Below are 12,653 nucleotides of genomic sequence, written 5' to 3'. Positions count from 1 at the left end.
TGACGCCTCAGCCCTGCCAGCCGTCCTTGTGCCGACGCAGCGCGGCGAGCGTGGCGGCGTTGCCGGCACGCAGGAACAAATTGGTGGCACGCTCCAGAGCAATCGTGCTGGGGATGGTGGCCTGCCCCTGGCTGCGGGCCAGCTCCACGGCCGCCAACCGTGCCGTGATCGCGCCCGCGGCAGCCTCTGGCTCTGCCGCCACCAGCGCAGCAGCCCAGCGAAGGTTGGCGCGGGTGTACTCGTGAGCGCACCACACGCGCGTGCTGTCCGGCAGCTGCGCAAGCTGCTGCAGCGAGTGGTGCATCTGCTCCGCCGAGCCCTCGAACAGCCGCCCGCAGCCGGCGCCGAACAGGGTGTCGCCGCAGAACAGCTCCCCGTGCCCGCCCGGCACCTCGGGCAGCACATAGGCCAGATGGGCGCGGGTGTGCCCCGGCACCTCCAGCACCTCCACGGCCCGGCCCAGCAGGGTCAGGCTGTCACCGCCACGCACCGAGAGGGTCTGGAGCGGAATGCGGTCGCGGTCGGCGGCGGCGGCGATCACCGCAGCGGCTGGCCAGCGCTCCAGCAGGCCGGCGGTGCCACCGATGTGATCGGAGTGGTGGTGGGTCTGCAGCACGGCCACCAGCTCCAGCCGGTGGGCCTCCAGCCAGGCGCGCACCGGCGGCGCCACGGCAGGATCCACCACCACCGCCCGGCCGGGTTCCGCCCCTGGCACCAAGGGGTCGTGCAGCACGAACACGTAGTTGTCGTTCAGCACCGGGATCAGCGACACGGCCAGCGCCGGTGGCCGCCCTCCCGTTGCTGCCACGGCCGGCGGCTCGCTGCGGGAGGTCTGCATCGGTAAAGTCCAGGTTGCGGAGCACGCCCATGATCACCGTTGCTCTGGCCAAAGGGGCCCTGCTGAAGGATTCGGTGCGCTGCCTCGCCGCGGCCGGTCTTGATTTCTCCGCCCTGCTCGACAGCGACAACCGCCAGTTGATGGTGCCCAGCCCGTGCGGTACCGCCCGCGCCCTGCTGGTGCGCAACGCTGATGTGCCTGTCTACGTGGCCTACGGCCAGGCCCAGCTCGGCATCGTCGGCGAGGACGTGCTGCGGGAGCACCAGCTGCCGGTGGCCCCCCTGGTCGACCTTGGTTTCGGTGGCTGCCGCATGGCCGTGGCGGTGAAGGCGAGCAGCGGCTACCGCCGGGCCGCCGATCTGCCGGCCCACTGCCGCGTGGCCAGCAAGTTCGTGCGCTGCGCCGAAACCTTCTTCAACCAGCTCGACCTGCCGGTGGAGCTCATTCACCTCACCGGGTCAGTGGAGCTGGGACCGATCACCGGCATGTCTGAGGCGATCGTGGATCTGGTGGCCACCGGCCGCACCCTGCGCGACAACGGGCTGGTGGCCATTGAGGACCTGTTCCACAGCACTGCCCGGCTGATCGGCCATCCCCTGGCCCTGCGACTGGATCAGGGCCAGCTGCAGACGATCATCGACCGGGTGGCGGCGGCCCGTCTGGAGGCGCGCTGATGGCCGCCCGCGACCGTCAGCGGCTGCTCAACCTGATTCCCTACCTGGGCCGCGACCGCCGCCGGCTGCTGCTCACGCTGCTGCTGCTGATTCCCGTCGCCTTCTCGGCGGCCGTGCAGCCGCTGCTGGTGGGCCAGGCGATTTCGGTGCTTCGCAACGAGCCCAGGGCCGCCTGGCTGGTGGGCCAGAGCGTGTCGGAGGCGATGCGCACCCTGGTGCTGTGCCTGCTGGCAGCGGTGCTGGTGCGCCTGGCGCTGCAGGGGGTTCAGAGCTACAGCGTCCAGGCCGTGGGGCAGCGCCTCACCGCCCGCATCCGCGACGACCTGTTTCGCCATGCGATGGCCCTGTCGCTGCGCTTCCACGACCGCACCGCGGTGGGCAAGCTGCTCACCCGCCTCACCAGCGATGTCGACGCCCTGGCCGAAGTGTTCGGCAGCGGCGCCATCGGTGTGCTCGCCGACCTGGTGACCCTGGTGGTGATCGCCGTCACCATGCTCTCGATCGAGTTCCGGCTTGGCGCCCTGCTGCTGGTGATCCAGATTCCGGTGGTGGTGGTGATCCTCTGGCTGCAGGGGCGCTACCGCAAAGCCAACTACCGCGTGCGCGAAGAGCTCAGCCAGCTCAACGCCGACCTGCAGGAAAACCTGCAGGGGCTGGATGTGGTGCAGATGTTCCGGCGTGAGGCGGTCAACAGCGCCCGCTTCGGCGTGACCACCAACGCCTACCGCAAGGCGGTCGACGGCACGATCTTCTACGAAAGTTCGATCTCCGCCTTCATCGAATGGGTGGCCCTCACAGCCGTGGCATTCGTGCTGGCCCTGGGCGGCTGGATGGTCACCGACGGCACCATCGGCCTGGGCACCCTCACCACCTTCATCCTGTTCTCCCAGCGCCTGTTCGATCCACTGCGTCAGCTGGCGGAGCGCTTCACCCAGATCCAGGGCGGCCTCACGGCCGTGCAGCGCATCGGTGAGCTGCTGGAGGAACCGATCGAGATCAGCGATCTGGCCATCGAACAACGCACCGCCGCCGCCCGCCGCTCCGGCCGCGAACGGGCCAGCGAGGGCGAGGTGATCTTCGAGAACGTCTCGTTCGCCTACCGGCCCGACGATCCGATCCTGACCGACCTCAGCTTCCGCATCGCCCCTGGCGAGCATGTGGCCCTGGTGGGCCCCACCGGCTCCGGCAAGACCACCGTGATCCGCCTGCTCTGCCGGCTCTACGAGCCGCAGCAGGGGCGGATCCTGCTCGATGGCATCGACATCCGCGAGCTGCCCAGCCTCACGCTGCGCCAACGGCTCGGCGTGGTGCTGCAGGACACCTTCCTGTTCAGCGGCAACGTGGCCGACAACCTGCGCCTCGATGCGGCGATCCCCGACGACGAGCTGCAGCGGATCTGCCGTGAGCTCGGCCTCGATGCTCTGCTGCGGCGCCTCCCCGATGGGCTGGCCACCGAACTGCGCGAGCGGGGCGGCAACCTGTCCTCGGGCGAGCGGCAGCTGCTGGCGGTGGCAAGGGTGGCGATCCGCGACCCATCCGTGCTGGTGATGGATGAGGCCACCGCTTTCATGGATCCCTCCACTGAAGCCACCCTGCAACGCGACCTCGACAAACTGCTGCATACCCGCACCGCGATCGTGATCGCCCACCGCCTGGCCACCGTGGAGGCCGCCGACAGGATCCTGGTGCTGCGGCGCGGCCGCTTGATCGAGCAGGGCACACACCGCGAACTGCGCCAGGCCGGTGGGCTCTACGCCCAGCTGGCCGATCTTCAGGAGCGTGGCCTGGCCAGGCTCTGAACCCAACTCTCGATCACCTCTGCGAGCTGATGGGGCGACTGGCGCATCGGCAGATGGCCGCAGCCCTGCAGTTCGGCCAGCTCGTGGCGATCGGAGTAACCCGCCAGATGGCGCACGTAGCGGGGCTCCATCACCTGGTCACGGCTGCAAGCGATCCAGAGGCTCGGCACCTGCAGGCCGGCCACCAGCGCCGGCAGCTGGCGCACGGCGCCGCGGTTGGTGCTGCAGGCCAGCAGGCTGCGGGCCGCCCGCTGCTCGGCGATCAGGGGGCTGCGGATGGCGCCGGTGCCCGGCAGCTCCGCCAGCCAGCTGGGGCGCCACTGCAGGAACAGCCGACCACCATTGCGCAACTGGCTGAAGGCGCGCGGCTGGTACACCCCGCCCCCCGCCGCGATCTGAATCACCCCCAGGAGCCGATCGCCCAACAGCGGCGCCGCATGCAGCGCCATGCTGCCGCCGAGCGAGTGGCCCACCAGCACCACGCGCCGCTCTTCCAGGCTGAGGCACTGGTCGGCCACCCAACGGCCGTAGCTGGCCAGGGTGGGGTGGAGGGAACGGGGACGGGGCGTGCCACCGAAGCCGGGCAGGTCAGGGGTCCAGAGTCGCTGGCGCCCGTTCAGTGCCAGGCGCAGCGGGTCCCAGAGGCGACCGGCCAGCAGCCAGCCGTGCAGGCACACCAGCAGTGGCCGCTCTTCCCCGGCAGCGGCGGGAGGGGGGGCGACGCCCTGGTCAGCCGGAACGGAACGGGGCAATCCAGGGGCGAAGCAGGCCTCCAGCCTGCAACGGAACCCCGCCGATCGGGCAGGATCGTCCCATTGCGTTGCCTCGGCCCTCAGGATTGGACTCCGACCCCCTTCTCTCCAGCTTCTACGGCGTCGGATTCCGCCTCTGCCCCACGCCCAATCCGCAGCTGCAGCTGGTGTTGAGCGAAGACCGGGAGATCGATCTGGTGGAGCTCGAAAAACTCTGTGATGCGGTGGGCTGGAGCCGCCGGCCGCTGCGGCGGGTGCGCAAGGCGCTGCAGCACAGCCTGCTGCGCGTTGGGCTATGGCGTCACGATCCACGCGTGCCGCGGCTGGTGGGCTTCGCCCGCTGCACCGGCGATGGCGTGCTGGAAGCCACGGTGTGGGATGTGGCGGTGCACCCGCTCTATCAGGGAGCGGGGCTGGGGCGGCAGCTGATGGCCTACGTGCTCGATCGCCTGCGCACCATGGAGGTGGAGCGCGTGAGCCTGTTCGCCGACCCCGACGTGGTGGGCTTCTACCAGTCGCAGGGCTGGGAACTGGAGCCGCGTCAGCGGCGCTGCGCCTTCTGGTATTCCCCCTGAACCATCGCCCGACCACTCGCTCTCAAAGCTGGTAATAGCGGCGGGCGAGCTCGCCGGCCTCGGTGCCGTGGCGCCAGGCACGCCTGAGCCGCGCGTTGTGCCAGGTGGTGCGCCACACCCCCAGCCGCCGCCAGCGCCTGCCTTCCACCCACACCACAGGTCCCAGGCAGCGGACCGGCGCCCACCGGCGCAGGCGCAGCACCAGATCGAGGTCCTCCATCAGGGGCAGAGGGCGCAGCCCACCGACCCGCTCCAGCAGGCGCCGCGGCAGCAGCAGCCCCTGGTCGCCGTAGGGCATGCACGCCCAGCGGCTACGCAGCTCCACGGCCGCCTCCATCAGCCGCAGGGCCAGGCCCGGCTCCTGCACCCGCAGACGGAAGTACCAGGCGGCTTCGGCCTGCCCCAGCGCCGCCCGCACTGACTCCCACCAGCGCGGCGGCAGACGCAGATCGCCATGCAGCAGCAGCAGCCAGGGGGCTTCCGTGGCGGCCACTCCCGCCACCAGCTGGGCTCCCCGGCCCCCGGCGACCTGCCGCAGCGCCGCACCGGCCAGCCGCGCCAGCCTGCCGCTGCCATCGGAGCTGCCTCCATCCACCACCAGCAGTTCGCTGATCAGCCCCGGTGGCGCCAGCGACAGATCGGCCAGCAGCAGAGGCAGATGGGCCGCCTCATTGCGCACGGGGATCACCACGGCGATCCCCCCCGGTGGCGCGGCGGCCGTCAGCTGTGCCATGGCGCCAGGTCGCCGACGCGGTCGAGGTCGCTGCGCAGCGTCAGCAGAGTGGGTTCCAGACCGCATTGGCGGGCCAGATGCAGGGTCTGATCCAGTACCGCCGACGAGCCCCAGTCGATGCCACAGAACAGCGCCGGTTCGGGCCGGCGCAGGCCGATCAACCAGTAACCGCCATCTGTGGCGGGGCCCAGCACCAGGGGGCTGTGCTCCAGCGCCACGAAAGCAGCGGCCAGATCCGCGCCCTCCAGCAGCGGCAGGTCTGTGCCGATCAGCACCACCCGGTGGGCCCCGGCGCGAAAGGCGCGGTGAAACTGGCGGGCCATGCGCACGCCCAGGTTGCCCTTCCCCTGCAGCACCACTGCCTCAAGGCCTGCGCCGCGCCCCCAGCGCCCTGCCGCCCGCCTGCCCAGCCCCTCCACGGCCAGCAGCGTGGAGCAGCGGCCGGCAGCGGCCAGAGCCCCGGCCACCACGAGGGTGTGGGCGGTGAGTAGGCGCTGGATGCGGGCCGCCGAAACGGCGCCGATGCTGGCCCCCAGGCGCCGCTTGCAGCGGCCCGGGGCGGGCCAGCGCGCCATCACCACCAGAACACGCTGCCCCCTGGGTGAGGGAGCCGGCTCAGCCTCGCTCATCCAGGAGTCTTGAGCTCCGCCGGTCGCATGTTGAGCGTGAGGGTCTGGCTGCCACGGCGCACCCTGATGGTCATGTCGCTGCCGACCCGCACCTGATCCACCGCCACCTGCACCTCGGAAGGACTGCGCACGGCCTTGTCGTCCACCTGTTCGATCAGGTCGCAGGGCTTGAGCCCCCCCTGCTCGGCGGGGCTGCGGGGCAGCACCTCCACCACCACCACGCCCTGGACTTCCGGCAGCTCGCACTCAGAGGAGGTGGCGTTGATCTCGCGCGCCAGCTGGGGCGTGAGCGCCTGTAGGCGCACACCGATGTAGGGGTGCGAGGCCCGGCCCTTCTCCAGGATCTGGGCGGCGATCTGACGGGCCAGGTTGACCGGGATCGCAAAGCTGAGGCCGGCACCGGGCGCCTGGCGGATGGCGGTGTTCACACCGATCACCTGTCCCCGGTCGTTGATCAGCGGCCCCCCGCTGTTGCCGGGGTTCACGGCCGCGTCGGTCTGGATGTAGGGCACCCGTTGGCCTTCGCCGATGGCATTGGTGCGCTGGATGGCGCTGATGATCCCTGCGGTGACGGTGTTGTCGAGCCCCAGCGGGTTGCCGATCGCGATCGCCCACTCCCCGGGCCTCACGCGGGCGGAATCCCCGAGCGGCGCCACTGGCAGCCCCTGGGCCACCACCTTCACCACGGCGATGTCGGTGAGCGGATCACTGCCAAGCACCTTGCCGGTGAAGCTGCGCCCGTCTGGCAACGTGATCGACACCTCGTTGGCCCCCTCCACCACGTGGGCGTTGGTGATGATCACCCCGTCGGAGCGGGTGATGAAGCCCGAGCCCTGCCCCTGCTGCTGCTGAATCGCCGGACCACGCCCGAACAGGCCACCCAGCGGGTTGACCACCCGCTTGACCGTGTCGATGCGCACGACGGCCGGACCCACCTTTTCGACCGCATTGACGATGAAGCTGTTGCCGGTCTGCAGCGGCCCTGCCGGCGGCGCATCGCTCACCTTCGGCAGTGCGGGAGCACGGTCGCTCCGGGGGAGCTGCGGCAGCTGGGGCAAGCCGGGCAGGTCCGGCAGGCTCACCGCGCAGCCGCTCATGGCGATTCCCAGCAGTCCGGCAGTGAGGCCAGCCCGTGGAAACCGGCGCGGACGGGGGAGGCGGACAGGGGACATCGTGGGCGGGCAAGCCAGGTCAGGATGCGCCTCAACGGAGGCCGCCCGCCTGGAAGGTCTCTGCCTATATTCGGCCCCCGGGCGTTGGGGTGGTGGTGCAGCAGGGTGATCAGCTGTGGCACCGGGTTCAGGATTCGCTTCAGGCCAATCTGAGCAAGCCCACCTTCGAAACCTGGATCCGTCCAGCCCGCTGTGCCGGCTTCAGCAACGGGGTGCTGCAGTTGGAAGCGCCGAACAGCTTCGCCTGTGGCTGGCTGCGCAAGAACTACCTCACCACCATTGCCGCCGTCGCCTCTGAGCTCGCCGGGCACGGCGTCGCCGTAGAGGTGTCCACCGCCCAGACGGTCCCTGAGCAGAGCCCTGATGGGCTGCCGGAGGCCATGGCCGGCGAAGGGGGGCCGGTGGCCGCCGGTGCCAGGGCGATGGCGGGCCCGTCCTCCGGCGCCCCGGTGCTGGCGGCGACCGCCAGCGGTGAAACACCCAGGCGGCCGGCGCCGGGGCTTAACCCCCGCTATGTGTTCAACCGCTTTGTGGTGGGGCCCAACAGCCGCATGGCCCATGCGGCGTCGCTGGCGGTGGCGGAGGCGCCGGGGCGGGAGTTCAACCCCCTGTTCCTCTGCGGTGGGGTCGGGCTGGGCAAGACCCACCTGATGCAGGCGATCGGCCACTACCGCGTCGAGATCGACCCGGACGCGCGCGTTTTCTACGTATCCACAGAGTCGTTCACCAACGACCTGATCCAGGCGATCCGTAAGGACGGCATGCAGAAATTCCGCGACCGCTACCGGGCCGCCGATCTGATCCTGGTGGACGACATCCAGTTCATCGAAGGCAAGGAATACACCCAGGAGGAGTTCTTCCACACCTTCAACGCCCTGCATGAGGCGGGGCGCCAGATCGTGATCGCCAGCGATCGCCCCCCCAGCCAGATTCCCCGCCTGCAGGAGCGGTTGATCTCACGCTTCTCGATGGGCCTGATCGCCGACATCCAGACACCGGACCTGGAGACCCGCATGGCGATCCTGCACAAGAAGGCGGAGCAGGAACGCATGACCCTGCCGCGCGACCTGATCCAGTACCTGGCGGGCCGCTTCACCTCCAACATCCGGGAGCTGGAGGGGGCGCTCACCCGGGCCGTGGCCTTCGCCTCGATCACCGGTCTGCCGATGACGGTGGAATCGGTGGCGCCAATGCTCGATCCGGTGGGCAACGAGGTGGTGGTGACGCCGCAGCAGGTGGTGGAGAAGGTGGCCGAGGTGTTCGGTGTCAGCATCGAGGAGATGCGCAGCAGCAGCCGCAAGCGGGCCGTGAGCCAGGCGCGCCAGGTGGGCATGTATCTGATGCGCCAGACCACCGATCTGAGCCTGCCCCGCATCGGCGATGTGTTCGGCGGCAAGGACCACAGCACCGTGATGTATGCCGTGGAGCAGGTGGAGAAGAAGCTGGCCAGCGATCCTTCCCTGGCCCGCCAGCTGCAGCAGGTGCGTGATCTCTTGCAGATCGACGGCCGCCGCCGACGCTAGAAGCTGGTGGTGATCTGCAGCCGCCAATCCGCAGCCGCTGATCGGCCCTTGGCTCAGGTGAGCGGCAGGCTGCGATCGAGGCCTTCGACTCGGCCCTGGAACACACTGCTGGCGGTGATGTCTTCCGCCTCGATCGTGATCAGATCCCGCTTGGTGAGGCCGCGCCCCATGTGGTTGAACAGCCGGTTCGCCTGACGCATGCGGGCCCGATCGATGGCATTGCGGATCGAGCGGGCATTGGCGAAAAACGGCAGCAACATACGCCGCTGGATATAATCAGAAAAAGCGATGCTGGCCTCATCGCTGAAGCGATAGCTTTCTCCGGCAAGAATCAGCTTGGCGATGGCCAGCAACTCCGGAGCAGTGTAATCCGGGAAGTCGATATGGTTGGCTACACGGGAAGATAGGCCGGGATTCGATTGATAGAAGACATCCATCTTGTCTTTATAGCCCGCAAAGATCACCACCAGATCATCACGGTTATTCTCCATCACCTGCAGCAGGATCTCGATCGCCTCAGCGCCATAATCGCGCTCATTCTCAGGGCGGTAGAGGTAGTAGGCCTCATCGATGAACAGCACGCCACCCATGGCCCGCTTGAGCATCTCCCGCGTCTTGGGGGCGGTATGGCCGATGTACTGGCCCACCAGATCATCACGGGTGGCCGTGACCAGATGGCCTTTGCGCACATACCCCAGCCGGTGCAGGATTTCGGAAATCCTCTCGGCCACAGTCGTTTTGCCCGTGCCTGGATGCCCCGTGAACGACATGTGCAGGCTGGGGGCCGCCGTGGCCAGCCCCACCTGCTTGCGGGCTCGCTCCACCACCAGCAGGGCGGCGATCTCCCGGATCCGCATCTTCACCGGCTTGAGCCCGATCAGTTCACGGTCGAGCTGATCGAGCACATCACCCACACCGGTGCCTTCGTAGGCGGCCCGCAGATCCACCGGGGTGTCATCCGCCATCACCGGATCGGAGCTGGGGCCGACGGTGGAGGGGGCCATCAGGGCACGAGACGATCGATGGCCTCGGCGAACGCGGTTTCTGGTTCACCGATCGGGCCGTCCTCTGTTTCGCTGCGCAGGGTGAGATTCACGTAGGTGCGCCCGAAGCTGATGTCCGGAAAGCGGCCGCTCCGCTCAGACAGATCGTTGAGCTGCTCGAGGAAGACGCGGGTGGTTTCGTAGTCGCCGAATTCCAGCCGCCGCTCCAGACGTTCGGGTCGCTGCCGATGGGTCCAGGGTTGCTCCATCTGGGAAACCTACTGCAGGGAAATCATCCAGCCGCGGCGGCCAATCGGTCAGGCAGGCAGTCGATGCGCGCCACCCGCAACCGCTCGATCCAGGCCATCGCATAGGCCCGGTTGGCCTGTTGTTCGCTTGGGTCACTGCTGGAGAGCGGGTGGGGAAAGGTGCCGTCGATCGCCGCATTGGTGACGCAGAACATCGCCTTCTGAAAACTGGCGCAGATCTTCACGCGTAGATCACCCTCCCCCCGGCCCCGGCTGCGGTACACCTGCAGCAACGCCGCCGGCAGATGGCGGCTCATGTCCTGCATCAGCAGGCTGGGCGGAATGCCCGCACCCATGGTTGGCAGTGGATCGGCATAGAGCGCGCCGTACTGGAAACAGGCCTGATCGATCGGGATCTGGCGCGCCTGCGCGTTGAACGACACCGTGCCGAGGAACGGACTGCCCCGCAGGAACACCGCCTCCACGTAGGGCACCGCCACATCACTCAGGAAGGTGAGGCCGGCGGCAGGCGGCAGGATCTCGAAGGGCACACCATCGAGCTCCACCGTGTAGCAGATGGGCTGGCCGGCAGCCGCCACCAGCCCCTCGCGGATGAAGGCCACCACAGCGGCGATCGTGGCGACCTCACCGCGGCGGTGGGAGGCGGCGAGATCCAGGAACAGATCGCTCATCACCCGCCAGAACTGGCCCAGCGCGCTGGCGGTGGCCGCCGAGCGGATCAGCTCAGGCAGGAACTCCGGGAACAGAGGATCCAGCAGGGCCAGCAGCGGATCACGGCGGCGCTTGTGGCCGATCACCACGGCACAATGCTGCTGGAAGGCAGGCGAATCGAGGTAGGCATCAAGGCCGCCGGTGCCATGCCAGAGCATCAGGCGCTGGCAATACTCGGCGTATTCGAAGTTGATGCGGTCGTGGATCAGGTGGCGCCAGAGCCGCTGCGGGGTGACCTCCCCGTTGAGGAAGCGCAGCACCGGGAAGGGATTGAGAAACTCGCGCTGGGCCTGGTGGATGAGGTTGCGGCTGTAGGCATCGAGCACCTCCCCATAGCTCTCCAGCACCGCCACCACCTCCAGCAGATGCTCGGCGGAGTGATCGAGCAGCGGCACCCCTGCGAGCAGGCGCTCCAGCATCGCTGCCGCTTCAGGCTGACGGGTCATCGCCCCCTCCCCCCGGCGACCAGGCCATCAGGCACCACCGGGGCAGGCAGAGCCGCCAGGCTGTGCGGCGCCCGGCTCATCGCCGTCGTGGTGGCCGTGGCAAGGGTGCCCAGTCCCTGCGGCGCCACCCCGAGCAGCAGCACCGCCACCGTGAGCGCAAGTGCAGGGATCTGTCGGGCCAGGGGCACCGCCGGCAAGGGCGTGTCGACGTCGTCGGCCGGAGGGGAAAGGCGACCGAAAAACACCCGGTTCACCAGCAGCAGGAAGTAGACCGCCGTGAGGCCCGAGCCCACCATGCACAGGACGGTGGCCAGCGGGAAGGGCACCAGGCTGCCGCGGAACACCAGAAATTCGGAGATGAAGCCCGCCATGCCGGGGATGCCGGCACTGGCCATCACCCCGGCGATCATCAGCGAACCGGTGATCGGCAGACCCCGCTCAGGGTTGAGCAGGCCACGCAGCACGTTCAGGTCGCGGGTGCCGGTGGTGGCGTACACCACCCCCACCAGCAGGAACAGCAGCGCGGAGATCAGGCCGTGGCTCACCATCTGAAAGAGCGCGCCCAGCAGACTCACCGGAGTGGCAGCGGCAGCTGCCAGCAGCACGTAGCCCATGTGGCCCACGGAGCTGTAGGCCACCATCCGTTTCATGTCCTGCTGCTGAATCGCAGCCAGCGAGCCGAACAGAACCGACACCGCGGCCCAGCCCGCCAACCATGGAGACATCAACTGCCAGGCATCGGGGAAAAGGCCAAGGCAGAAGCGCAACAGTCCATAGGTGCCGAGCTTCAGCAGCACCCCGGCCAGCAGCAGGGACACCGGCGTGGAGGCCTCGGTGTGGGCATCCGGCAGCCAGGTGTGGAATGGAAACAGCGGGATCTTGATGCCGAACCCCACCAGCAGGGCCCCCATCAGCAGCAGCTGAAGGCCCATACCCAGCTGTTGGCCCAGCAGCGGCTGCAGGCTGAAATCGGCCGTGCCGGTGGCCAGCGCCAGTCCGAAGAAGGCGCCAAGGATCAGCACACCGGACACGGCGGTGAACAGGAGGAACTTCGTGGCCGCATAGGCGCGGTTGCTGCCACCCCAGATGGCGATCAGCAACCAGAGCGGAATCAGCTCCAGCTCATAGAAGAGGAAGAACAACAGCAGATTCTGGGCGAGGAAGGCGCCGTTCACCGCCCCGCTGATCAGCAGCAGCAGGGCGTAGTAGAGGCGGGGTCGCGGCGTGGAGGTGGACGTGACCAGCGCCGCTGCCAGCGAGAGCGCCCCATTGATCAGCACCAGAGGCAGCGAAAGGCCGTCGATGCCGAGCCGGTAGTCGAGGCCAAGGCTGCCAACCCAGGGCGCCATCTCCTCGAGCTGCAGGCCGGGAATGGCGGGGTCGAACTGCCACAGCACCCGCAGCGACCAGGCCACCTGCAACACCAGCAGCGCCAGGCAGGTGCGACGCAGACGCTCTCCGCTCACCTCACCGGGCCAGAGCAGCAGGGCGATGGCACCGAGCAGCGGGATCAGCAGCAGACCGCTCAACATGGCGGCACTTGTTCGGA

The 12,653-nt window shown here is 68.7% G+C and carries 13 protein-coding genes; 4 read left to right on the top strand and 9 right to left on the bottom strand.

All coding sequences use genetic code 11. The features are described 5' to 3' along the window. Positions 1-7 precede the first annotated feature (7 nt). Complete coding sequence (gene gloB / locus KQ303_RS14480; RefSeq protein ID WP_259730812.1) at positions 8-838, bottom strand: hydroxyacylglutathione hydrolase; 831 nt, start codon at positions 836-838, stop codon at positions 8-10. Positions 839-867: 29 nt separating this feature from the next. Between gloB and hisG the strand changes: the two genes are divergently transcribed. Together hisG and KQ303_RS14470 are read left to right on the top strand one after the other, a co-directional pair. Further along, positions 868-1,512, top strand: coding sequence for an ATP phosphoribosyltransferase (gene hisG / locus KQ303_RS14475; RefSeq protein ID WP_255101223.1), 645 nt, complete (start codon positions 868-870; stop codon positions 1,510-1,512). Next, positions 1,512-3,311 carry an ABC transporter ATP-binding protein gene (locus KQ303_RS14470; RefSeq protein WP_259730811.1) on the top strand — a complete coding sequence of 600 codons (1,800 nt, stop codon included), beginning with the start codon at positions 1,512-1,514 and terminating at the stop codon, positions 3,309-3,311. Before hisG ends, KQ303_RS14470 begins: the two co-directional genes overlap by 1 nt. On the opposite strand, the gene KQ303_RS14465 is transcribed toward KQ303_RS14470, so the two are convergent. After that, positions 3,284-4,063, bottom strand: a complete 780-nt coding sequence (locus KQ303_RS14465; protein WP_259730810.1) for an alpha/beta fold hydrolase — start codon at positions 4,061-4,063, stop codon at positions 3,284-3,286. The two genes, KQ303_RS14470 and KQ303_RS14465, sit on opposite strands and share 28 nt — an antisense overlap. A gap of 86 nt (positions 4,064-4,149) precedes the next feature. On the opposite strand from KQ303_RS14465, the gene KQ303_RS14460 reads away from it, so the two are divergent. Continuing rightward, entirely contained in the window at positions 4,150-4,638 is a 489-nt protein-coding gene (locus KQ303_RS14460; RefSeq protein WP_259730809.1) for a GNAT family N-acetyltransferase, read from the top strand. Positions 4,639-4,660: 22 nt separating this feature from the next. Here the strand turns inward: KQ303_RS14460 and KQ303_RS14455 are convergent, their stop codons facing one another. Genes KQ303_RS14455 through KQ303_RS14445 form a run of 3 tightly spaced genes read right to left on the bottom strand, consistent with a single transcriptional unit; the run spans position 4,661 to position 7,172 of the window. Next, positions 4,661-5,371 carry a TIGR04283 family arsenosugar biosynthesis glycosyltransferase gene (locus KQ303_RS14455; RefSeq protein ID WP_259730808.1) on the bottom strand — a complete coding sequence of 237 codons (711 nt, stop codon included), beginning with the start codon at positions 5,369-5,371 and terminating at the stop codon, positions 4,661-4,663. Continuing rightward, positions 5,359-6,000, bottom strand: a complete 642-nt coding sequence (locus tag KQ303_RS14450) for a TIGR04282 family arsenosugar biosynthesis glycosyltransferase (protein WP_259730807.1) — start codon at positions 5,998-6,000, stop codon at positions 5,359-5,361. The genes KQ303_RS14455 and KQ303_RS14450 overlap by 13 nt, the downstream gene beginning before the upstream one ends. Then, positions 5,997-7,172 (bottom strand): trypsin-like peptidase domain-containing protein, encoded by a 1,176-nt coding sequence (locus KQ303_RS14445; protein ID WP_259730806.1) that lies wholly within the window; start codon positions 7,170-7,172, stop codon positions 5,997-5,999. Before KQ303_RS14445 ends, KQ303_RS14450 begins: the two co-directional genes overlap by 4 nt. 95 nt (positions 7,173-7,267) lie before the next feature. Between KQ303_RS14445 and dnaA the strand changes: the two genes are divergently transcribed. Next, a complete protein-coding gene (gene dnaA, locus KQ303_RS14440; protein ID WP_399233949.1) occupies positions 7,268-8,695 on the top strand; it encodes a chromosomal replication initiator protein DnaA in 1,428 nt (475 codons plus the stop codon). A gap of 53 nt (positions 8,696-8,748) precedes the next feature. Here the strand turns inward: dnaA and cbbX are convergent, their stop codons facing one another. The 4 genes from cbbX to KQ303_RS14420 are packed head-to-tail and all read right to left on the bottom strand — an operon-like array spanning position 8,749 to position 12,636. Further along, positions 8,749-9,699 carry a CbbX protein gene (gene cbbX / locus KQ303_RS14435; RefSeq protein WP_233133041.1) on the bottom strand — a complete coding sequence of 317 codons (951 nt, stop codon included), beginning with the start codon at positions 9,697-9,699 and terminating at the stop codon, positions 8,749-8,751. Beyond that, positions 9,699-9,947 (bottom strand): 4a-hydroxytetrahydrobiopterin dehydratase, encoded by a 249-nt coding sequence (locus KQ303_RS14430; protein WP_094513256.1) that lies wholly within the window; start codon positions 9,945-9,947, stop codon positions 9,699-9,701. The genes cbbX and KQ303_RS14430 overlap by 1 nt, the downstream gene beginning before the upstream one ends. A gap of 23 nt (positions 9,948-9,970) precedes the next feature. After that, entirely contained in the window at positions 9,971-11,104 is a 1,134-nt protein-coding gene (locus tag KQ303_RS14425; protein WP_259730805.1) for a CO2 hydration protein, read from the bottom strand. Then, a complete protein-coding gene (locus tag KQ303_RS14420; RefSeq protein ID WP_255101228.1) occupies positions 11,101-12,636 on the bottom strand; it encodes an NADH-quinone oxidoreductase subunit M in 1,536 nt (511 codons plus the stop codon). The genes KQ303_RS14425 and KQ303_RS14420 overlap by 4 nt, the downstream gene beginning before the upstream one ends. Positions 12,637-12,653: the final 17 nt, after the last annotated feature.

Origin of the sequence: Synechococcus sp. CS-1333 (genome assembly GCF_025128015.1) — a bacterium.
Classification (GTDB): Bacteria; Cyanobacteriota; Cyanobacteriia; order PCC-6307; family Cyanobiaceae; genus MW101C3.
This window is presented reverse-complemented; position numbering and strand designations above follow the sequence as displayed.